20 protein-coding genes and 1 tRNA gene are annotated in these 20420 nt (G+C 56.7%); 13 read left to right on the top strand and 8 right to left on the bottom strand.

Going from position 1 to position 20420, the window contains the following annotated elements:
* Window positions 1–134 precede the first annotated feature (134 nt).
* The 4 genes from trxA (at window position 135) to GJ699_RS21290 (ending at window position 4113) form a co-directional block, all read left to right on the top strand.
* Window positions 135–461, top strand: coding sequence for a thioredoxin TrxA (gene trxA / locus GJ699_RS21305; RefSeq protein WP_154380018.1), 327 nt, complete (start codon window positions 135–137; stop codon window positions 459–461).
* Window positions 462–581: 120 nt separating this feature from the next.
* Window positions 582–1844 carry a transcription termination factor Rho gene (gene rho, locus GJ699_RS21300; protein WP_154380016.1) on the top strand — a complete coding sequence of 421 codons (1263 nt, stop codon included), beginning with the start codon at window positions 582–584 and terminating at the stop codon, window positions 1842–1844.
* 172 nt (window positions 1845–2016) lie between these two features.
* Window positions 2017–2286, top strand: a complete 270-nt coding sequence (locus GJ699_RS21295; RefSeq protein WP_154380014.1) for a type B 50S ribosomal protein L31 — start codon at window positions 2017–2019, stop codon at window positions 2284–2286.
* Window positions 2287–2388: 102 nt separating this feature from the next.
* The gene (locus GJ699_RS21290; RefSeq protein WP_154380012.1) at window positions 2389–4113 is read left to right on the top strand and encodes an ArnT family glycosyltransferase; all 1725 of its coding nucleotides are present in this window, start codon (window positions 2389–2391) and stop codon (window positions 4111–4113) included.
* A 27-nt stretch (window positions 4114–4140) separates the two neighbouring features.
* On the opposite strand, the gene GJ699_RS21285 is transcribed toward GJ699_RS21290, so the two are convergent.
* Entirely contained in the window at window positions 4141–4539 is a 399-nt protein-coding gene (locus GJ699_RS21285) for a gel scht (RefSeq protein WP_154380010.1), read from the bottom strand.
* Window positions 4540–4934: 395 nt separating this feature from the next.
* Between GJ699_RS21285 and GJ699_RS21280 the strand changes: the two genes are divergently transcribed.
* A complete protein-coding gene (locus tag GJ699_RS21280; protein WP_154380008.1) occupies window positions 4935–6836 on the top strand; it encodes an AAA family ATPase in 1902 nt (633 codons plus the stop codon).
* Here GJ699_RS21280 and GJ699_RS21275 read toward each other — a convergent pair.
* On the bottom strand, window positions 6827–7684 hold the full coding sequence (locus GJ699_RS21275; RefSeq protein ID WP_154380006.1) for an AraC family transcriptional regulator: 858 nt from the start codon (window positions 7682–7684) through the stop codon (window positions 6827–6829). The two genes, GJ699_RS21280 and GJ699_RS21275, sit on opposite strands and share 10 nt — an antisense overlap.
* 100 nt (window positions 7685–7784) lie before the next feature.
* Here GJ699_RS21275 and GJ699_RS21270 point away from each other — a divergent pair, with 100 nt between their 5' ends.
* Window positions 7785–8705, top strand: a complete 921-nt coding sequence (locus GJ699_RS21270) for an alpha/beta hydrolase (RefSeq protein WP_154380004.1) — start codon at window positions 7785–7787, stop codon at window positions 8703–8705.
* Here the strand turns inward: GJ699_RS21270 and GJ699_RS21265 are convergent.
* A complete protein-coding gene (locus tag GJ699_RS21265; protein ID WP_154380002.1) occupies window positions 8686–9048 on the bottom strand; it encodes a hypothetical protein in 363 nt (120 codons plus the stop codon). The genes GJ699_RS21270 and GJ699_RS21265 overlap by 20 nt on opposite strands.
* An 80-nt stretch (window positions 9049–9128) precedes the next feature.
* Window positions 9129–11090: an APC family permease gene (locus GJ699_RS21260; protein ID WP_154380000.1), complete on the bottom strand. Its 1962-nt coding sequence runs from the start codon at window positions 11088–11090 to the stop codon at window positions 9129–9131.
* A 157-nt stretch (window positions 11091–11247) separates the two neighbouring features.
* On the opposite strand from GJ699_RS21260, the gene GJ699_RS21255 reads away from it, so the two are divergent.
* The 3 genes from GJ699_RS21255 to GJ699_RS21245 all read left to right on the top strand — a co-directional run bounded on the left by GJ699_RS21255 (window position 11248) and on the right by GJ699_RS21245 (window position 14117).
* Window positions 11248–11332, top strand: a tRNA-Leu gene (locus tag GJ699_RS21255).
* Between the two features lie 252 nt (window positions 11333–11584).
* On the top strand, window positions 11585–12721 hold the full coding sequence (locus GJ699_RS21250; protein WP_154379998.1) for a tyrosine-type recombinase/integrase: 1137 nt from the start codon (window positions 11585–11587) through the stop codon (window positions 12719–12721).
* A gap of 418 nt (window positions 12722–13139) precedes the next feature.
* Complete coding sequence (locus GJ699_RS21245; RefSeq protein WP_154379996.1) at window positions 13140–14117, top strand: ComEC/Rec2 family competence protein; 978 nt, start codon at window positions 13140–13142, stop codon at window positions 14115–14117.
* A gap of 35 nt (window positions 14118–14152) precedes the next feature.
* Here the strand turns inward: GJ699_RS21245 and GJ699_RS21240 are convergent, their stop codons facing one another.
* Window positions 14153–15277 carry a patatin-like phospholipase family protein gene (locus tag GJ699_RS21240; RefSeq protein WP_195763614.1) on the bottom strand — a complete coding sequence of 375 codons (1125 nt, stop codon included), beginning with the start codon at window positions 15275–15277 and terminating at the stop codon, window positions 14153–14155.
* Between the two features lie 768 nt (window positions 15278–16045).
* Here GJ699_RS21240 and GJ699_RS21235 point away from each other — a divergent pair.
* The gene (locus GJ699_RS21235; RefSeq protein ID WP_154379992.1) at window positions 16046–16276 is read left to right on the top strand and encodes a hypothetical protein; all 231 of its coding nucleotides are present in this window, start codon (window positions 16046–16048) and stop codon (window positions 16274–16276) included.
* A gap of 186 nt (window positions 16277–16462) precedes the next feature.
* Here GJ699_RS21235 and GJ699_RS21230 read toward each other — a convergent pair whose 3' ends face one another.
* Window positions 16463–16882, bottom strand: coding sequence for an STY0301 family protein (locus GJ699_RS21230; RefSeq protein ID WP_154379990.1), 420 nt, complete (start codon window positions 16880–16882; stop codon window positions 16463–16465).
* 120 nt (window positions 16883–17002) lie between these two features.
* On the opposite strand from GJ699_RS21230, the gene GJ699_RS21225 reads away from it, so the two are divergent.
* Together GJ699_RS21225 and GJ699_RS21220 are read left to right on the top strand one after the other, a co-directional pair.
* Window positions 17003–17266, top strand: coding sequence for a DUF1640 domain-containing protein (locus GJ699_RS21225; RefSeq protein ID WP_154379988.1), 264 nt, complete (start codon window positions 17003–17005; stop codon window positions 17264–17266).
* A 33-nt stretch (window positions 17267–17299) separates the two neighbouring features.
* Complete coding sequence (locus GJ699_RS21220) at window positions 17300–17584, top strand: DUF1640 domain-containing protein (protein ID WP_154379986.1); 285 nt, start codon at window positions 17300–17302, stop codon at window positions 17582–17584.
* 8 nt (window positions 17585–17592) lie between these two features.
* Here the strand turns inward: GJ699_RS21220 and GJ699_RS21215 are convergent, their stop codons facing one another.
* Entirely contained in the window at window positions 17593–18444 is an 852-nt protein-coding gene (locus tag GJ699_RS21215) for an aldo/keto reductase (protein ID WP_154379984.1), read from the bottom strand.
* 105 nt (window positions 18445–18549) lie between these two features.
* Between GJ699_RS21215 and GJ699_RS21210 the strand changes: the two genes are divergently transcribed.
* Entirely contained in the window at window positions 18550–19470 is a 921-nt protein-coding gene (locus GJ699_RS21210; protein ID WP_371867620.1) for a LysR family transcriptional regulator, read from the top strand.
* Here GJ699_RS21210 and GJ699_RS21205 read toward each other — a convergent pair.
* On the bottom strand, window positions 19444–20337 hold the full coding sequence (locus GJ699_RS21205) for a LysR family transcriptional regulator (RefSeq protein WP_154379980.1): 894 nt from the start codon (window positions 20335–20337) through the stop codon (window positions 19444–19446). The two genes, GJ699_RS21210 and GJ699_RS21205, sit on opposite strands and share 27 nt — an antisense overlap.
* Window positions 20338–20420: the final 83 nt, after the last annotated feature.

Below are 20420 nucleotides of genomic sequence, written 5' to 3'. Positions count from 1 at the left end.
CCTCGCCTGCCGACCTTGTTGCCATCCCCTCCGAGACATTGAAATCGTGCAAATGGCACCCAACTGCTGCTCATGGCAGCGTTTGAGGTCCGTCCCCAGGCGTTATTACTTATCTGACCTCGATTGAGGAAACTATGAGCGAAAATATCAAACACATTACCGATGCTTCCTTTGACGCCGACGTGCTGAAATCCGACCGCCCTGTGCTGGTCGACTTCTGGGCCGAATGGTGCGGTCCTTGCAAGAGCATCGCCCCGATCCTGGAAGAAGTCGCCAAGGAATACGACGGCAAGATCCAGATCGCCAAGATGGACGTTGACTCGAACCAGGCCGTACCGGCCAAGTTCGGCATCCGCGGCATCCCGACCCTGATCCTGTTCAAGAACGGCGTCGCCGCCGCTCAAAAGGTTGGCGCAATGGCAAAAGGCCAGCTGACCTCTTTCATCGACAGCAATATCTAAGTAAGATACTGCTACGTTGTACCGGTGGCGCCGCGCCCGCGCCGCCACCGTATAAAATGAGACAACCCACGTAGTTCCCTCCCCTACCTTTACTTTCCCGTCGCGGGATACTCAAACAATATGCATCTATCTGAATTGAAGGCCTTACACGTTTCGGCGTTGTTGGAAATGGCCATCGGACTGGATATCGACAATGCGGCGCGTTTGCGCAAGCAAGAGTTGATGTTCGCCATCCTGAAAAAACGCGCCAAATCGGGCGAGCAAATCTTCGGCGATGGCGCCCTGGAAGTGCTGCCGGACGGTTTCGGCTTCCTGCGTTCGCCGGACGCCAGCTACATGGCCTCCACCGACGACATCTACATTTCGCCGTCGCAAATCCGCCGTTTCAATCTGCACACCGGCGATTCGATCGAGGGCGAAGTGCGTACCCCGAAAGATGGCGAGCGCTATTTCGCGCTGGTCAAGGTCGACAAGGTCAACGGCGAATCGCCGGAAGCCTCGAAACACCGCATTCTGTTTGAGAATCTGACGCCGCTGCACCCGCAAGAGCCGCTGCGCCTGGAACGCGACATCAACGGCACCGAAAACATCACCGGCCGCATCATCGACCTGATCGCGCCGATCGGCAAGGGCCAGCGCGGCCTGCTGGTGGCGTCGCCGAAATCCGGTAAATCGGTCATGCTGCAGCACATCGCCCATGCCATCACCTCGAATCACCCCGACGTTACGCTGATCGTGCTGCTGATCGACGAACGTCCGGAAGAGGTGACCGAGATGCAACGCTCGGTGCGCGGCGAAGTCGTCGCCTCGACCTTCGACGAACCGGCCACCCGCCACGTGCAGGTCGCCGAGATGGTGCTGGAAAAAGCCAAGCGCCTGGTCGAAATGAAAAAAGACGTGGTCATCCTGCTGGACTCGATCACCCGTCTGGCGCGCGCCTACAACACCGTGATCCCGGCCTCGGGCAAGGTGCTGACCGGTGGTGTCGACGCCAACGCGCTGCAACGTCCGAAACGCTTCTTCGGCGCCGCCCGTAACGTCGAAGAAGGCGGTTCGCTGACCATCGTCGCCACCGCGCTGATCGAAACCGGTTCGCGCATGGATGACGTGATTTACGAAGAATTCAAGGGTACCGGCAATATGGAGGTGCACCTGGAGCGCCGCCTGGCCGAGAAACGCGTCTACCCGTCGATCAACCTGAACAAATCGGGCACCCGCCGCGAGGAACTGCTGATCAAGCCGGACCAGCTGCAGAAGATCTGGATCCTGCGCAAGCTGCTGTACTCGATGGACGAGATCGAGGCGATGGAGTTCATCCTCGACAAAATGCGCGCCACGAAGAACAACAACGAGTTCTTCGATATGATGCGCCGCGGCGGCTAATTCATTAGCCCGCCTTAACAAACAGGCAACCACTGGTTGCCTGTTTGCGTTTACACCAGTATAATCGTCGATCGCATTATTTTTAACTCTGGCAAGTGAGCGGCAATCGGGTCACGAGGTAGGATCGACCGACGAAGTGCTGTTTGGCTACCAAACTAACCGAGGCTACAAAATGAAACCAGAAGGTCACCCAGAATACCGCGAAGTTGTTTTCCACGACCTGTCGTGCGACTTCAAATTCGTCACCCGTTCGACCATCCAAACCCGCGAAAAGATCGAGCACAACGGTAAAGAATACCCGCTGATCAAGATCGAGGTTTCGGCTGAATCGCACCCGTTCTACACCGGCAAACACAAAATCGTCGATACCGCTGGCCGCGTTGAGAAATTCCGCCAGAAGTTCGGTTCGGTCGGTTCGAAAACCGCCGTCGCTGCTGGCTAATTTCAGCCGCTCCGATAAAAAAAGCAGCCTCTGGCTGCTTTTTTTGTTTCACGCACCATTTTGCTGCATACTCCGGTTCTACTCATAAAAACAGATTAATCGATGAAGCCAGTACGTCTTCCCGCCGCCGCCACCCTGGCCCTGCCGCGTTGGGCGCTGTTCGCCCTCGGCCTGCTGTACATCCTGCCTGGACTGATCGGCCGCGAGCCGTGGAAGAACGACGACGCCGCCAGCTTCGGCATCATGTGGACCATGGCGCACGGCACCTGGCAAGACTGGCTGTGGCCGAATATCGCCGGCCTGTCGTGGCCGGACGAAGGCCCGCTGGCGTTCTGGCTGGGGGCGCTGTGCATCAAACTGTTCGGCTGGCTGATGGGCGACGTGCTGGCCGCGCGCATGGCCACCGTCGGCGGCTTCCTGCTGGGCGTGCTGTCGCTGTGGTACGCCACCTTCCATCTGGGCCGCCGCCAGGACGCGCAACCGCTGCGGCTGGCCTTTGGCGGCCAGCCCGAACCGGACGACTTCGGCCGCACGCTGGCCGACGCCGCCGTGCTGATCTACCTCGGCTGCCTCGGCCTGCTGCTGCACAGCCACGAAACCACGCCCGAATCGCTGCAGGTGGCGATGACCGCCTTCCTGCTGTACCGCACCGTGCGCTATGTGGAAAAACCATCGCTGCGCAACGCCGCGCTGAGCGGTCTGGCGATCGGCCTGATGACGCTGACACGTGGCTGGCTGACGCCGGTATGCCTGATCCTGGCCCTGTTCGCCTGCACCCGTTTCCTCGCCCAGCCCGCCATCCGCGCGGTGCGCGACCTGGGCGCGATGCTGGCCGTCGGCGCGCTGATCACCGCGCTGTGGCTGATCCCGTCGCAACTGCTGGAGCCTTATCACCAGCAACCGCTGAACGCCTGGCTGGGCTGGAACTGGCTGCAGTTGGACTGGCCGAGCCTGATGTCGCTGAAATTCTTCTTCCGGGTCGGCATGTGGTTCTTCTGGCCAGCCTGGCCGTTTGCCGGCTGGGCGGTATGGGCCTGGCGCCGCCAGCGCGGCGTGCTGCACATTGTGGTGCCGCTGGCGTTCGTGGTGATGGGCCTGGTGCTGACGTTATTCCATCCGGCGCCCGAACAAGGCCAGTTGCTGGTGCTGCTGCCGCCGCTGGCCATCATGGCCGCGTTCGGCCTGCTGACCATGAAGCGCGGCGCCATCAACGCCATCGACTGGTTCTCGGTGATGGCGCTGACCGCCTGCGCCGCCGTAATCTGGGTGTTCTGGTTTGCCAAGCTGACCGGCTGGCCGGCACAGGCCGCCAAGAACGCGCTCAAGCTGGTGCCGGGCTTCACGCCCGAACTGGGATGGGCCGGCTTTTTGGTGGCACTGACCGCCACGCTGGGCTGGTTTGTGCTGGTGCACTGGCGCGTGTCGCGCCGGCCATCGGTGCTGTGGCGCGCGGTGGTATTGTCCTCCGGCGGCCTGATCCTGATCTGGATCCTGCTGATGACGCTGTTCCTGCCGGACATGAACTACAGCAAGAGCTACGCCAGCGTGGCGCGCCAGATCGCCGACAAGCTACCGCCGGGCACCCGCTGCATCGAATCGAATGTGGGACCGGCGCAGCGCGCCTCGTTCGCCTACTATGCGCAACTGCCGTTTGCCGGCGTTGAAGAGGAGCGCTGCCAGCTGCTGCTGCTGCAAGACAGCGTCAAGCTGCGCGACGACCATGAAATCCAGCCGCAGTTCCGTGGCAAGCAATGGGTGTTGCTGTGGGAAGGCCGACGTCCGGCCGACCGCGAAGAACGCTTCCGCCTGTACCGCCGCGCCGACTAAAGCCGGCGGCGCAGGCGCGCTTCAGACTTACTGTTGACGCGCGGCCGCCATCACAATGGTGCCGCTGCCCTGCACCTTGGCCATCGGCAGTTTCTGGAAATCGGTGATGGCCACGGTTTCGCCCTCATCGCGGAACTCGATGCGCACCCCGGTTTCGGTGACGAAAGCCTTGGGCGAGACTGCATAGATGCGCACGCTGCGGCCATCTTCCAACTGGGTGTACATCATGGTCATGCGCTGACGGAAGTTGATGGTCTGGCCATTTTCCAGCTGATAGGTATTGCTATAGGTGCGGAATTCGACCGGGTCCATGTAATAGCGGGCGATGCGTGGGGCTTGAATGCTGACGCTGCTATCTTCAGCGTGCACGGCAGGCAGGGACGTCAGGGCGAGCGCGGCTACGACGCCAAGCAGGATCGATTTCATGGTGTGCTCCAAATAAGTAGGTTGTACTGATTGAACTTCGGAAGCCACCGCTGTTACGCGTTTGACAGCAGTTGACGTGAGCAGATTAACAAACCATTTTGCAAAGATCCGCGTCATGCGACGAGCCGCAAAAGCGCGCGGACCAACTGCAAAAATCGGGGATAAACGGTAGCTCAACTGCAATCTGTTGCAGGCCTGCTGTTTTTATGGGCACAAAGCGATACAAACCCCGACTATCCCGCTATAGTTACGCAATGAGTTGCCGTACGGCATGACTCAATCGCAAGACACCTAGTCACCCGGTTGCGCCCCACTTTGCGCGGCCGGTCACGGCGGCCCTGGCTGCAGCGCCCTACCCCGCGCCCAGCCCCGGCATCATGCCCTGGATGATGCATATGTTCACACTGTACAAACTTCAAACTGCTCTTCGGAACAACTACGTGCGCGCCGCCCTGCTGGTGCTGACCGCCGCGCTGGCCATTTTGATCGGCGTGCGCGCCGAGGTGGCGCAGGACAGCAGCCCGGTGCTGCGCAGCCAGGACATCGCCCAGATCACGGCGCTGCCGGCCAAGCGCGCCCAGCTGGAGTACCTGCTGATCGCCGCGCCGCAGTCGGAGGCGCCGCGCTATATCTACAAGCTGAAGAACGACGTCAAACTGTACGTGGTCAAAGTGCCGGGCAATACCCACCTGAGCCTGGAACGCGAAGTGCTGCTGCGCAATGACATTCCCTATGCCATCGCCCGCGACGATTATCTGGCCTCGCACAAGGCGGTGATGCAGGACGATGAGGGCAACCTGCTGTTGCGGGTGGGCGCCTTCCTGATCCGCCACCTGGTGGACATCCTGCTGCTGGTGCTGGCATTGTTCCTGCTGAAAAATGGCCTGCCCGGCAACGGTCTCAACGCCAGCGTGCTGACGCCCGACCAACTGGGCGGCAGCCTGGACGACCTGATCGGCATGGAAGATATCAAACAGGAAGTGCTGCACCTGGAAGACATGATACGCAACCGCGCACTGTATAAAGAGCACGACATCGACAAACCGTTCAACGTCATGCTGACCGGCCCGGCCGGCACCGGCAAGACCAAGCTGGCCGGTTATCTGGCCAAGCGCTTGAATATTCCGCTGATCCAGGCTTCCGGCTCGGCGCTGGAATCGGGCTACATCGGCGGCGGCTCCAAGGCGCTGCACGCGCTGCACCGCAAGGCCAAGGCACGCGGCAACTGCATCATCTTCCTCGACGAAGCGCAGAGCCTGTTCATGCCGCGTGGCCGCGGCGAAAAGAAATGGGAAGACGACACCGCCAATACGCTGCTCAGCCTGCTCGACGGCGTGCGCAGCGACGACGCCCAGGGCGTGATCTGGGTGGTCGCCTCCAACTTTGACGACAGTTCCAGCCGCATGGACGAAGCCATGCTGCGCCGCTTCTCGGTCAAGATCAACTTCCGCCTGCCGAACAAGAACGAGCGGCGCGAACTGCTGCGCTCCTTCCTGGCGCGCAAGGCCGACAAATGCGTGGACTGGGACGACCTCAACCTCGACCAAGTGGCCGAGATCACCGCCAACCTCAGTCCGGCCGTGTTGCAGACCGTGGTCGAGCGCGCCAGCATGCTGGCCATCCAGGAAAGCAAGGTCATCAACACCGACCTGATGTTCCGGGCCTTTGAACGCGCCACCATCGGCCTCACCGACCGCGCCACCACCGCCGAGAAAACCCGCCAGCGCGAACGCGTCGCACTGCACGAACTGGGCCACTTCTTTATGCAGATCGATCCTTGGCTGCGCGAAGGCTTGCCGCTGGCCGAAGTCAAGGAACGCTCGCCCATGCTGAAGATCAGCACCGAATCGGTGTCCAAGCTGAACGCGCTGGGCTATGTGCTGTCGGCCTCCGACGACGTCGGCCTGAAAACGCTGGAAGAACTGGAACGCGACGTGATCCAGCTGTACGGCGGCGTGGCGGCGGAAGAACTGTTCTACGGCGCGCGCGGCATCTCGATCGGCAGCCAGAACGACATCGAAAAAGCCACCTCGATGCTGGATCTGATGGTCAACAAACTATCGATGTACTCGCGCTCCAAGATCGACCACAGCCAGTTCAAGGACAAGGAAGCCGACCTCGGCCAAGTGGAAGCCAAGGCCGACGAGCTGTACAGCTACACCCTAACCGCGATCGAAGACTATCGCGCACAGATCACCGAGCTGAAGGACGTGCTGATGGACCAGTATGTATTGTCCAAGGACGCCATCTTTGCGCTGCTCGAACAGCAGCAAGCACGCGTGCCAGCTCAGGCGTGACGGTGCTGGCCAGGCGCCACGCCAAACAGGCGCCGGTATTCGCGGCTGAATTGCGAGGGGCTGTCATAGCCCACCGCAAAGCCGATGCTGGCCACATCCTGCGATGAGCTCAACAGCAAAGTGCGCGCCTGCTGCAAACGTATCTGCTTCTGGAATTGAATCGGACTCAACGACGTCACACGACGAAAATGGCGATGGAAGGACGTCGCACTCATGCCGATGCGGCCGGCCAGCTCCTCGATATGAAACGGCTCGGCGTGATGCTCGCGTATCCAGCGAATGGCGCGGCTGATCTGCGCCAGATTGCTGTCCGCCAGCCCCAGCTGACTCAGCATCGCACCCTGCGGACCGTTGATCAGCCGCCAGTAAATTTCCCGCTCTATCGCCGGCGCCAGCACCGGCAAATCGGCCGGCCTGTCCAGCAGACGCAGCAGTCGTAGCACAGGCTCCAACAACTCGTCGGGCGCATCGCTGACCGCAATGCCGGACGGCTCGGCCTGGGCGTGACGCGGCGCCGCCGTCTCCGTCATCAATGCGGCAATCGCGTCCGGCTTCAAGGTCAGGCTGATGCCGGCAAATGGCGTCGCCGTCACCTGCCCGCTGACCGGCAGATCGACCGAGGCAATCAGATATTGTCCGGCGCTGTAGGTGTACTCCTGCTCGCCCAACAGCAACCGCTTCGTGCCCTGTACCACCAGCGACCAGACCGGCTCCGTCACATACGCCTGCAGCGGCATCGATTCTCGCGCCGTGGCCACCACCAAGCCGGGCAGCGGACGCTGAATGCCATCCGGCCCGGCGTGACGGGCGATTAATGTTTGCAGCTCTAAAAGAAGGGTCGCGTCCATGGTTGGTCGGATTATGCATGAATCTGGCGGCTTTGCACTACCTCGTGCGGAGGATACGGGAGTCCAATAGCGCTATCGACATTCAGATCTGGAGCACATCATGCAAGCACACACCGTCACCTTCACCAGCAACAACCTGAGCATCGCCGCCCACCTCTACCTGCCGCCGGGCGAAGGTCCGCACCCGGCCATCATCGTTGGCCATCCAGGCAGCAGCGTCAAGGAACAGAGCGCAGGACTGTACGCACGCCGCCTGGCGGAACAAGGCTTCGCCACCCTCGCCTACGACGCCGCCTACCAGGGCGAAAGCGGCGGCTGGCCACGCGGGCTGGAAGACCCGGCGCAGCGGGTCGAAGACATCAAGGCCGCCGCATCGTATCTGAGCGCGCGTGCGGACATCGACCCGCAGCGCATCGGCGCGCTGGGCATTTGCGCATCAGGTGGCTACGTGGTCGCGGCGGCGGCGGCCGATCACCGGCTGGCGGCAGTCGCCACCGTTGCTGCGGTCGATGTCGGCCGCAACCTGGCGCACGGCGCCAACGGCCAGCAGGATCCCGCCGTGCTGCAAGCATTGCTGGATGGCGCAGCGGCCGCCCGCAGCGCCGAAGCACGCGGCGAAGAAACCGGCTACTTCCCGATTTTCCCGGCCGACGAAGCACAGGCCCGCAGCGGCGACCTGCATCTGTATGAAGGGTGGGAGTACTACTGCACGCCGCGCGGCGAACATCCACGCGCGCGCAAGACACTGACCTGGAGCAGCGTGGACCGCATTGCCGGCTTTGACGCCTTCCGTTTCATCGAACGCATCGCACCGCGCCCACTGCTGATGATCACCGCCAGCGCAGCGGTGACCGCCTGGATGACCGAAGCCGCCATCGAAAGCGCCCGCGCGCCGAAACAGCTGCATCGCATCGAAGGCGCGACCCACGTTGAGCTATACGACAAGGAACCACACGTCAGCGCGGCGATCGCCAAACTGACCGACTTCTTCACACGCGAGCTCAGCCGTGTGAAAGAATAAGTCCGTACACGCCAGCAATCAGTATGAACTGCATGACGGCCAGCCCCCACATCGTAAATTCCATCCGCGCGAGGCGTCGTTCAACCGACGCCAGCCGCAACTGCATTTGGGTCACCGTAGCCACCAAGCCGTTGAGCCGCTCCTCAAGAACAGCAACCTTGACGATCAGTCCAGCCACCTGCTCTTGGAGCGCCAAAAGCTGCCGCTCCACTGCGCTCAATCGGAATTCAATATTTCCATCTAGTTGCTGAGTGTGCTGCTTCATCATTGCATTGATTGCATTCACTTCTTCCGTCAATGCATCGATCCGGTCGGTCAATACTGCAATTTTTTCAGATTCCATAGCACCTCCATCGCCCATTAACCATTGTAGTCTGGGCGGTAGATTGCGCAGCAGTCGAGTGAAGACCGTTTGATGTAGCTCTACACCTTCATCGGCAAAATCACCATCTGCAACCCTTCCAGATGCAAGCGGCGCTGAGCGGCCAGCGCCGCCTGGTTGTGCAGCAAGCGCGTGAACCAGTTATCCGATGCGAAGATCAGCTTGCTGGTAAAGAAAATCGAATGCGGGAACTCGCGATTGATCTCCTCGCACAAGCGCGTCACCTCCTCCACCGCATCAGTGCCAAAGCCCAGATACGACGACGACGCCATCCCATGGCTATGACAGAAATCGACAAAGAACTCCAACGTCTCCGCCGCCTCCTCGCGCATCTGCTCCAGCGCGCCCTCGCCGCCATAGGCATGCGAATCCACCGTCCGCGCATTCACGAACAGAAAATTCTTGAAGTGACCAGGGAACATTCGCTGCACCCACAACAGCGCATGCAAACCACCACCGCGCGAGGTACCCACAATGAACACCGCCGTCTGATCATCCGGATTCGGCTCCACCGGCTCCGCATTGCTGCCGAACGGCTGTGAAGCAAACACCTCATCCACCGAATGAATCGCCTGCTTGGTCTCGCGATAATGATCACGAATGTAGATACAGAATGCCGCCATCGCCGCAATAATCAGCGCCGTCGCCCAGCCGCCTTCAGTAAACCGCTCCACCAGCAGTATCGCCAAAATGCCGGCACAAATCACAAAGCCCAACGCCGACAACAACAAGCGCCGCTTCCACTGCGAACCCTTCTTGCGATTGCGCGACCAATACAACACCAGCCCGAACAGCGAAATCGCAAACGTCAGAAACACCGAAATCGAATACAGCACCACCAGCAAGGTCACGCTGCCGCCAGTCCCCCACAGAATCGCCAGCGCCGCCACACCCATCACCAGAATACCGTTCTGCGTCACCAGCCGCGTCGACAGATAGCGGAACTTGTGCGGCACCCACGAATCAGCCGCCATATTCGACAGCACCGACGGACCGCCAAGAAAACCGGTATTCGCCGCCACGAACAACAGGCCAGCCTCGAACGCCAGCACAATCACCAGCAGAATCTGATTCACCACCTCACCACCCAGGCCCATGCTGGCGATGATGGTCTTGAAAGTCGACGCATTCAGCGTCTCGCCCGCCACTGGCTGCGCATCCCACAACAGATACAGCAGGATGATGCCGCCTGCCGTGAACGCCAGCGACAACGCCATATACAGCATGGTCACCTTACCGGTACGCACGCGCGGCTCGGCCAGCAGATTGACATTGTTCGACACCGCCTCCAGCCCAGTGTACGTACCGCCACCCTGCGAATACGCCAGCAACAACATGCCCGCCACGCCGGCCCAACCGATATGACTGGCCAGATCCTGCGTCTCCGCCATTGTGCTCGGCACCAGATCCGGCAAATGCGAAGCATGCGCGAAAATGCCATAAACGATTAATACCAAATGCGTCGCCACAAAGCCGAGGAAGATCGGCAGCAGAATCTGAATCGCCTCCTTCAAGCCGCGCAGATTCATCACAATCAGCAGCCCGATGAAAAACATCTCCGCCCAGAGCTTGTAGGGCTGGAAGCCCAGCGGCAGGAACGACGCCAGCGCATCGACACCGGAAGCGATGGAAATCGCAATCGTCAGCACATAATCGAGGATCAGCGCGCAGCCGGAGATCAACCCCATGTACGGCCCCACCAGCTTGGTCGCCACGCGGTAGCCGCCACCGCCGGTCGGGAACAGCTCGATCACCTGGTTGTAGGCCAGCGCGATGATGAACACCGTCACCGCCGTGGCGATCGCCATGTACAGGCCGAGGTGGGTGTGGCCACCCAGCGCGCGGAAGGTCTCCTCCGGGCCGTAGGCCGACGAGGACAGACCATCGGCACCCAGACCAACCCAGGCCAGGAAGGCCACCAGCGCCATCGAGTGGCGGGTCTCACTCTTCAACGGGTCGAGCGGCTTGCCCAGGATAATCTCGCGAATCTTATTATTTTTCATGCGTCTCGATGCCGGCGGCAGACCGGCGCAGTCTAGCGGAATGGCAGATGATACCCGCTTCGACGCAGCAAATTGTTATCAGGATGCAAAGATTGTGGGATAGGGTTGCGGCGGTGGGGCAAATCGGTGATAATGCGGGTCGCATTGCAATACACCTGCCTCGGTGGTGGAATTGGTAGACGCAGCGGACTCAAAATCCGCCGCCGCAAGGCGTGCCGGTTCGATTCCGGCCCGGGGCACCAACAGTCTGTACTACGCAATCCGACCTAATTCAAGAAGCCCGCTCCCCTCATAGGGAAGCGGGTTTTTTCTTGTCCAAAGCTTTCCAACCGGATAGCATCAGATACCAACATTTTCATGGCATTTTTGTTGGTACTTCTTTCCAATCTCAAATAAGTACCAACAGGAGAATCCAATGGCCTTAACGGACACCTTCGTTCGCCAAGTCAAACACAGTGGTGCGCCCAGGCGATAAGTACACCGATGGACAAGGCATGTTCCTGCTTGTGAAGGCAGCAGGCAAATACTGGCGAATGAACTATCGCTTTGCCGAGAAACAGAAGACTTTGGCGTTAGGGGTCTACCCTGCTGTATCGCTAGCAAAGGCTCGGAAGCGCCGAGACGAGGCGCGTGAACTTTTGGCAGATGGCGTTGATCCAAGCCAAGCAAAGCAGGATGCGAAGAAGTCACAGAACTCTGCGGCCATGCACACCTTCCAAAAGATTGCCCTCGAATGGCTGCATAAGACGGCAACCAACCGCGCAGCCAGCACTCAAGAAAAGGTAACGAACTGGCTCAATCACGACGTCTTTCCCTTCATCGGTACAAAACCCATTTCCACGGTCGGTCCACGAGACGTATTAAGCACTGTGCAGAAAATGGAAGAGCGAGGCGCTATCGATTCAGCACACCGAGTAAAACAGATTTGTGGGCAAGTATTTCGGTACGCAGTCGCCAGTGGCTACGCAGAGCGCGATGTAACCGCTGACCTCAAGGGAGCGCTTGCAGTCCCCCAGAAGGGCCACTATGCCGCGATAACGGAGCCGCAGCAGGTTGGCGCGCTGTTGCGCTCAATTCATGGCTACGACGGTCATCCATACGCCAGAGCTGCTTTGCAACTGTCGCCATTAGTCTTCGTCAGGCCAGGGGAATTACGAGGTGCTGAATGGAGCGAGATTGATCTAGACGCGGCTGAGTGGCGCATACCCGGCCACAAGATGAAAATGGACGCAGATCACATCGTACCGTTGTCAACTCAGGCAGTTACGATTCTGCGTGAAATTCAGCCAATGTCGGGGCACGGCAAGTTTGTCTTCCCTAGTATCAGGACGGCAGATCGTTGCATGAGCGAAAACACGGTTAATGCCGCGTTGCGCGGTTTAGGCTACACAAAAGAGTTGATGACTGCCCACGGTTTCCGTGCGATGGCCCGTACCATCATGGATGAGGTACTTGGTGAGCGTGTCGATCTGATTGAGCATCAATTAGCACATGCAGTCAAAGACCCAAACGGCCGCGCGTATAACCGGACTGCGCACCTTCCCGCCAGAAGGGAAATGATGCAACGTTGGTCAGACTACTTGGATAGCTTGAAGAACGGTGCAAAAGTTATTTCCATTAGGAAAAGTTGACCAATTATCTATCACCTAAATTCCCAAAAAGCAATTTTTTGCCTGTGAAATAACGGAAATTTACATCGCAGTGTACGCTAGCGCACGCAATTGTTGCAAAAATGATACACATTGAAATGACGAAACCCCTTGGTAATCAAGGGTTTTCATTCAAAACTTGCCAAAAGGAATTTGTTTATGCTGGAAAAAATAAGGTTGCTTTTGACACAGGCAACCGTTACGAGCAAAATAAACCTTAGCACTCGAGCACATTGAGTGCCAGGCGGACTCCCAAGGACCATCGGCCCTTGGGCGAACAAAATGACATGCAACGTCACTTTGCGGTTGGGGAACTGCGAGTTTGTGCGTTTTTATCTGTTACGTCAATCCTGTTTGTGCGTACAGTGCGGGTCATCCGTCTTCACCTTAAGGAAAGACGATGAATCTCAACGAAATTGTCGCAGCAGGAAAATCTCTACTCCCGGAATTGCAAGTCGCCCGAACACGGTTTCGAGCATATCAACTAGGCACACCCGGCTCGTCGTTCTCGTATTTCAACGGAGCAACATTTACTCTGATTGAAGCGCGTATGAACGCAGTAAACACTCCCAACATTAAGCACGAGCTAAAGCAGTGCGGGAAATCTCGCGTCGATGTACTGCACATCACAAGCTGGGACAGCGATCATTGCGAAGCGGCCGAATTGGCAACAATCCTTGAAATCCTGACGCCCCGTAAAATCGAATATCCTGGCTACGACCCATCGACGCAAAATGGCAAGGACTGCCTCGCGGCAATATTGGATTATCGCAAGAAGGATCAAGCTCGGATAACAACGGTAGCAATTACGCCTGCTTATATCAAGGGGCTGACAAGCGCTAGCAGCTACGGCTACCGCGATGTGGTTTTTCATCCTAAAACCATCACGGATAAATCGAACGATAATTCGACCGTGCAAATGTTCCGAACTGGCTGCTTTAATGTTCTCAGCTTGGGGGATGTAGAGTCTAAAGATATCGCCGCCCTGTTGAAATCTTCTAGTCTCTGCAAAGAAGTCGACGTGCTGATTCTACCGCATCATGGTGCTGATAACGGTTTTCTAACCAGCGATCTTCTAGATGTGCTATCCCCAAAGCTAGCAGTCTGCTCGGCAGATCACAGTAACCAGTATGGCCATCCGGCGCGCCCTGTGCGTGACTTACTTCGCCAGAAAGAGGTTGAAGTAGCAACGACAATAAGAGGCGATGTGTTGGTCTGGTCGGAGAATGGAACTTCCACCGTGAATTGGGTTGACGCAATGGCGGGAAATAATGAGATCCATAAGCACGACGAATTCGCGCCTAAAAAATTCAAGAAACTTAATAAAAGCAGCGACAATATTCGTGCAGCATTAAACCGTAAGAAGTACCCTAATTGACAATGAAAAATACCTCTTACTAGTAAGAGGTATTTTTAATTTTCTTTCTTCAAATACGGAAAAGCGATATTGGTTATTTTCGCAGTTTCATAACCATGCCTTTCAATTTTATCGAAATCAGCCTCCGATAACTTCCCTAGAGACGTCGAAAAGGTACAAACATAATCAACCTCCGATTTCTCTAACCACGAAGAATTTTCCGTTTGGCCGCCCTTCATCTGGGCAATAGCTTCGTCGATATTCTTCGATCTAGATATTCCAATATAAGCGCCCACATTGGATCTCTTAACTGCTTCCACAAAATTTCTGACTCGCAAAGAACGATTTTGATCCATCATTACGGACATTAAATGACTAATTCGTAAAGGATTGAGGGGACTAAGATCGAATCTTCGAGAAAAAGGAGAGCCTGCATCTGAAACGATAATATTCTTTCCTTTCTTTGCCATGCCTGTTCCAATATCAAAGAAAGATTCCAAGCCAAGGTTATCGTAAACCCCACCATCGTAAAGATGAAGCCTTTTATAGGGCAATTGAACTGCCGACTCCTCTTTGCTATTCCAGTAATTCCGTTTCAACCACTTAAACTTGGAAACATTTAAGGAATACGGACCAATCCCAACAGGGAAGGCAGCAGAGACGGACATAGCGGCAGCAAGCGAAAAATCGTTTGCGTTAGCATACCCGGTTTCATAATCACCAAATCCACCGTCTCTAAATCTAAAACGTCGTCCCGTTTCAGCTGTCGTGCAATTAATCGACCAAGAAGGAATTTTCGGAATACTGCCTAGCGTACCGTGTACTCCCCATTTATTGCGAATTACTTTAGCAACAATATTGGCGCGAGAAAGTATAAATTTCCAATTCCACGGATAAATGGCATAAAGTATTGCGGTTCCCTGTATGTTTTTTCTTGTAAGCTCACCTTTAATAAGATTACGAGTATTATCAAGATATTCCACAGAAGTTGGCCATGACATCTTGGACTTAGAAAAAATTAGTCCAATTAGTAAACTCCCGCCAGATACGGAAGAAATCTCGGAAATATTTTCCAAGCATCTCTTTTCGGCCAAATAGCGCAAAACTCCCGTATGAAATGCCATTGCCCGAACTCCTCCACCAGATAAAGCGATGGAAATTCCATTATCCAAGTCTTTCATAAATCCTTTCAAAACATTACGCATAAAGGAGTTACATGAGAATAAAAGACAACATTGGCGAAACCTTCTACATTATCGCCACAAGCTTTCTAAGTGGAGCATTATACACTTACTTGGTTTTCAAGTATATTGACCATGTCAAAAGAAAATCTAATTAAGGAGAAGGTATGAAAGAGTTATTCATAAAGGTAGCGGAATCATTGTTGCTTAGTGTAATAGCCGAAATTTCAGAAGCTTTGTGCCAATTGGTACGCGATTTCTTGAATTCGGAACAATGGACGCCCGAATATCAGTAAGGCACGGTCAAGTTATCCTGCCTGTCTCCTCCTCCGAAAGCTATCAAAGCGCTCATTCACCTTAAAGCCCATTGATAATTTCGCAACCCCTAAACCCTATTGATCGAAAAGATCATCATGGCGATTTATGGCTATGCACGCACCTTCGCCATCGAACAGATGACTGGACTTGCAGACCAAATCTCTTGGTTGAAGCTGGCAGGCTGCACCGATCAGTCGATTTACCCAAATAGGCCTGCCCCTCAATAACCCGCTGACGGGATCAGTTACCCTGATTGCTATTCAGTATATGAAGACCCTCGCATACCTGCTGAGATGCAAACGAGTAGCCTGGATTCGCCTTTACCCCACCTTCCGATTTCTACAAAAAACTCGGCTACATCAATGCGACAGTCAAGGGGAAGAAGGTGATACGCTTGCTCAAAGCACTGACTCCGGTCCATGTCGAGCCTGAGGTCACAGGAGGAAAGTCATGAGCATCAGACAAGCCAAAAAGAAAGCGCTGTATGCGGCTAAGCTAACGGATGCCAGAGCGCGTACGGTGGACGTTCAAGGATCAGCGGAACGCGATTTAATGCGCGTCGAAGCGTATCTGAATGCGACATGCGACGAATTCGTCGCGAGCATGGAATATGCGCTGTCATCCTTCCCTTCGCTCGAACACAGCGCGCTTATCGGAAAACGTGGCCGAGCGAGACGATAGGCAAAGATTATGTTGTACATCGTCAGGAAAAGCACTCTGCCGTGTGCTGCATTGTGCATCGCTGGTCCGTTCAGTGCTTTTGCTTCCCCGCAACGCGCTTTAGAACAGGAAATTGACGATGTCAACGAACGGGCGTATCTGGCCATTCGCGCCAACGATGTCGACATTCACGTCACGATTTACCGACTATTTGCACTGAATCGTTATCTGATGCTGCCCTGCCTTTGAGCCTTTCCGATAAACGAATTTGCACGCCTGAATCTCGTCGGGTAATCGGCGGGACAGCGTTACCTGATTGTGCTCGCCATACGTGCATTGCAGCCACTTGCCATTCGGGAAAGCACCGTCCAGCGCATAGCTATACGACCACTCATTTTTACCACGAGTCTCTTTAAATTCCGCCAGCTCCCCCTTCATCTCGGGCGGTCCATCCATCGGTGCGGCCGCATGCAGATAAAGCGGAGACGCGACATACGGCACCCAATCTGTCGATGCAGCTGTTATCCGAATAGCGGACTGAGGGATGGCATCGGGGCACTCGAAAGACATGGCCGGAGGGATGGCTGATGAGTGCAACATCAAAAGCACCAGGTATTTATTCAGCATGCTTTATCTCCCAATTACTCGATCACGTAGAACGCATCCGAAGCTCGACAAACGATGGCCAAGTCAAACGGATCTCGGTCTAAACTTGTATGGTGAACGCTTGCTCACACGAGGCTCATCATGACACTCTCCTTCGACAGCCACAAATACGCCACGCGTCTCACCGAAGCCGGCATGCAACCAGCTCTCGCCTCGATTCAAGCAGAAATGGCTGGCGACATCATGAGAGAGATGGGCACCATGGATCACAAGATTGATCTGTTCAAAGCGGAGCTTGAGATGAAGATCGCTGACAGTCGCGCCGACCTCATCCGCTGGGTTGTCGGCGTCGGCATACTGCAGGTGTCCGTCATTACGGCATTGCTACTAAAGCTAGTGCACTAGCGGATCGCCGACACCAACACGAGGCTCATCATCATGACCATCTCTTTCGATAGCCACAAATACGCTACGCGTCTGACCGAGGCCGGCATGCCGCCTGCCCTCGCCGCTATTCAGGCCGAGATGGCCGGGGATATCATGCGGGAGATGGCCACTTTCGATCACAGGTTGGAGAAAACGGATCATAAGATTGATCTGTTCAAAGCGGAGCTGGAGGTCAAGATCGCTGACTCCCGCGCCGACTTGATTCGCTGGGTGGTAGGCGTCGGCCTGCTGCAGGTATCCATCATCACCGCCCTGTTACTCAAGCTGGTGCACTAGACGCCTGCTTAAATATCCAGCCTGCGCTCACTCATCCATTTAACGATGGCCGGATCACGGTGAGAGAAGAAGCTGCTGACGCCGGTTTCCAGCGTGGAGATGGCCGCCATGTCCGCAGCGTCTAGGCTAAAGTCCAGCACATTGAGGTTCTCCACCATGCGCTCGCGCCGGACGGTCTTGGCCAGCGCCACCACCTTGCGCTGCACCAGCCAGCGCAGCACCACCTGGCCGATGGACTTGTTGTAACGCGCCGCAATCCCCGCCAGCACTTCGTTCTGGAACAGATTGTTCCTGCCCTCCGCAAACGGTGCCCATGCCTCGGCCTGCACGCCGTGTTCCCGCATGAAGGCCACGCTGTCTTCCTGCTGGTGGAAAGGATGAACTTCGATCTGGTTAATCGCCGGCGGCACTTCGTTAAAAGCGATCAAATCCATCAGGCGGTCCGTGTGGAAATTGCTGACGCCGATCGCGCGCAACTTGCCGCTACGGTAGGCGTCCTGCATGGCCCGCCAGGAGCCGTGCACATCGCCAAACGGCTGGTGTATCAGATACAAGTCGAGGTAATCGAGCTGCAGCCGCCGCAGCGATTGGTCGATGGCTTCGGCGGTCTTTTCATAGCCGGTATCCTGCACCCACAGCTTGCTGGTAATGAACAGTGAGCTGCGGTCAACGCCACTATGCTTCACCGCCTGGCCCACCGCCTTTTCGTTCATATACGAGGTGGCCGTATCCAGCAGGGTATAGCCGGACTCGATGGCATCGATGACACTGCGCTCGCATTCGGCGGGATCGGCGATCTGAAACACGCCATACCCAAGCACCGGCATCTGCAGACCATTATTCAATGTGACGTATTCCATGACCGCTTCCTTACATTCATTAATTCGACAGGGTCTACTGTAGTACGCATGGCGGTTTTTGATTAGCCGGTATAATCCGCATGCCTCCATTAGCAGCTCTAATGAATCATGCGAGAAAACCTCAATGATCTGACCGCTTTCGTGATGGTTGCCCGCGAGGGCAGCTTCACGCGGGCTGCGGCGCAGCTGGGGGTATCCCAGTCCGCCTTAAGCCAAACCGTGCGCGGACTGGAAGAGCGGCTGGGATTACGGTTATTCACCCGCACCACCCGAAGTGTCGCCCCTACCGATGCCGGCGAACGGCTGCTAGCTGCGGTCGGCCCGCGCCTGGAAGGCATCGAGGCCGATCTGGCATCGCTGAAGGAATTGCGGGATAAGCCAGCCGGCAATATCCGTATCACCGCATCGGAACACGCCGCCAATTCGATATTGATGCCCCGGCTGATGAACCTACTGCGCGAGTATCCCGATATTAAATTCGAAATCAGCACCGATTACCGCATGGTCGATATCGTTGAACAACGTTTCGATGCCGGCGTCCGGCTGGGCGAGTACATCGCCAAAGACATGATCGCCGTGCGAATCGGCCCGGACCTGCGCATGACCGTGGTCGGATCGCCAGCGTACTTCGCGCGTCATCCCAAGCCGACCAAACCGCAGGATTTAACCGCGCACAACTGCATCAACATTCGCCTGCCGACACTCGGCGGTCTGCTGCCGTGGGAATTCAAAAAAGGAACGCGCGAAGTCAACGCCAAGGTCGACGGCACACTGGTTTTCAATGGCGTGCAACAAGTGCTCACCGCCGTGTTGGACGGCATGGGACTGGCATACGTGCTGGAAGAAGCCGTGCAACAACAGGTGGCGCAAGGACTGCTGATTCCCGTTCTGGAAGACTGGTGCCACTACTTCCCCGGCTATCATCTGTACTACCCCAGCCGGCGCCAGCCTTCCACCGCATTTAGCCTGATCGTGGATGCGCTGCGCTATCAGGCTCCATTACGCCCGGTCACGAAGCGCATTTAGCACCAAAGAAAACGCCGGTGAAGCCTGGCGCCGGCTGGGGTAGTACAGATGATAGCCAGGGAAAGGCTGGCACCAATCGTCCAGCACCTGCTCCAATCGCCCCGCAGCGATATGTTCTTGCACCAGGTCTTCCGGGATGTAGGCGAGGCCGTAGCCATCCAGCGCGGCGGTCAGCATTTGCGGGGTGGTGTTGAAGATCATCTGGCCCTGCACTTGCACCTGTAGTTGCTGGCCATCTTTTTCAAACTCCCAGGCATACAGGCCGCCATAGGTCGGCAGCCGCAGGTTGGCGCAGTTATGCGTCGTCAAGTCTTGCGGCACCGTTGGCTTGCCATGCGCGCTGAAATAGGCCGGCGCACCGACCACCACCAGCCGCATATCCGGTCCGATGCGCACCGCGATCATGTCCTTGGCCACCCGGTCGCCGTGGCGCACGCCGGCGTCAAACCGCTCCGCAACAATGTCGATCATGCCATAGCTGATCGAGATCTCGATCTTCAGCTCGGGATACTCCGGCAACAGTTTGGACAGCTTGGGCCAGAGAATGGTGCTGGCAGCGTGATCGTGCGCGCTGATGCGCACTGTGCCGGCCGGCTTGTCGCGCAGCGCGGTCAACGCGTCCAGCTCGGCATGGATCCCCTCGTAGTAGGGGCCGATATTGGCCAGCAGGCGTTCCCCCGCCTCGGTCGGCGAGACGCCGCGCGTGGTACGCGTCAGCAGGCGTATGCCGAGCTTTGCCTCCAGTCCCTTGATGGTATGGCTCAGTGCAGACTGCGACACGCCAAGCTGAGCCGCCGCCCGCGTGAAGCTGCGTTCACGCGCCACCAGGATAAAAGCGGAAAGATTATTGAGGTCTATACGAGCCATTCATGAATCCCTTGCATATCGGTTAGAGAAGGATACCAGCTATCCACATAAATGGGGCTCCGGTACATTGGCCTCTTCACGTT

It is taken from the genome of Duganella guangzhouensis, assembly GCF_009674535.1.
Classification (GTDB): Bacteria; Pseudomonadota; Gammaproteobacteria; order Burkholderiales; family Burkholderiaceae_D; genus Rugamonas; species Rugamonas guangzhouensis.
This window is presented reverse-complemented; position numbering and strand designations above follow the sequence as displayed.

Coding starts and splice junctions, on each gene's coding strand:
- trxA (WP_154380018.1), top strand. CDS start 135: ATGAGCGAAAATATCAAACACATTACCGATGCTTCCTTTGACGCCGAC.
- rho (WP_154380016.1), top strand. CDS start 582: ATGCATCTATCTGAATTGAAGGCCTTACACGTTTCGGCGTTGTTGGAA.
- GJ699_RS21295 (WP_154380014.1), top strand. CDS start 2,017: ATGAAACCAGAAGGTCACCCAGAATACCGCGAAGTTGTTTTCCACGAC.
- GJ699_RS21290 (WP_154380012.1), top strand. CDS start 2,389: ATGAAGCCAGTACGTCTTCCCGCCGCCGCCACCCTGGCCCTGCCGCGT.
- GJ699_RS21285 (WP_154380010.1), bottom strand. CDS start 4,539: ATGAAATCGATCCTGCTTGGCGTCGTAGCCGCGCTCGCCCTGACGTCC.
- GJ699_RS21280 (WP_154380008.1), top strand. CDS start 4,935: ATGTTCACACTGTACAAACTTCAAACTGCTCTTCGGAACAACTACGTG.
- GJ699_RS21275 (WP_154380006.1), bottom strand. CDS start 7,684: ATGGACGCGACCCTTCTTTTAGAGCTGCAAACATTAATCGCCCGTCAC.
- GJ699_RS21270 (WP_154380004.1), top strand. CDS start 7,785: ATGCAAGCACACACCGTCACCTTCACCAGCAACAACCTGAGCATCGCC.
- GJ699_RS21265 (WP_154380002.1), bottom strand. CDS start 9,048: ATGGAATCTGAAAAAATTGCAGTATTGACCGACCGGATCGATGCATTG.
- GJ699_RS21260 (WP_154380000.1), bottom strand. CDS start 11,090: ATGAAAAATAATAAGATTCGCGAGATTATCCTGGGCAAGCCGCTCGAC.
- GJ699_RS21250 (WP_154379998.1), top strand. CDS start 11,585: ATGTTCCTGCTTGTGAAGGCAGCAGGCAAATACTGGCGAATGAACTAT.
- GJ699_RS21245 (WP_154379996.1), top strand. CDS start 13,140: ATGAATCTCAACGAAATTGTCGCAGCAGGAAAATCTCTACTCCCGGAA.
- GJ699_RS21240 (WP_195763614.1), bottom strand. CDS start 15,277: ATGAAAGACTTGGATAATGGAATTTCCATCGCTTTATCTGGTGGAGGA.
- GJ699_RS21235 (WP_154379992.1), top strand. CDS start 16,046: ATGAGCATCAGACAAGCCAAAAAGAAAGCGCTGTATGCGGCTAAGCTA.
- GJ699_RS21230 (WP_154379990.1), bottom strand. CDS start 16,882: ATGCTGAATAAATACCTGGTGCTTTTGATGTTGCACTCATCAGCCATC.
- GJ699_RS21225 (WP_154379988.1), top strand. CDS start 17,003: ATGACACTCTCCTTCGACAGCCACAAATACGCCACGCGTCTCACCGAA.
- GJ699_RS21220 (WP_154379986.1), top strand. CDS start 17,300: ATGACCATCTCTTTCGATAGCCACAAATACGCTACGCGTCTGACCGAG.
- GJ699_RS21215 (WP_154379984.1), bottom strand. CDS start 18,444: ATGGAATACGTCACATTGAATAATGGTCTGCAGATGCCGGTGCTTGGG.
- GJ699_RS21205 (WP_154379980.1), bottom strand. CDS start 20,337: ATGGCTCGTATAGACCTCAATAATCTTTCCGCTTTTATCCTGGTGGCG.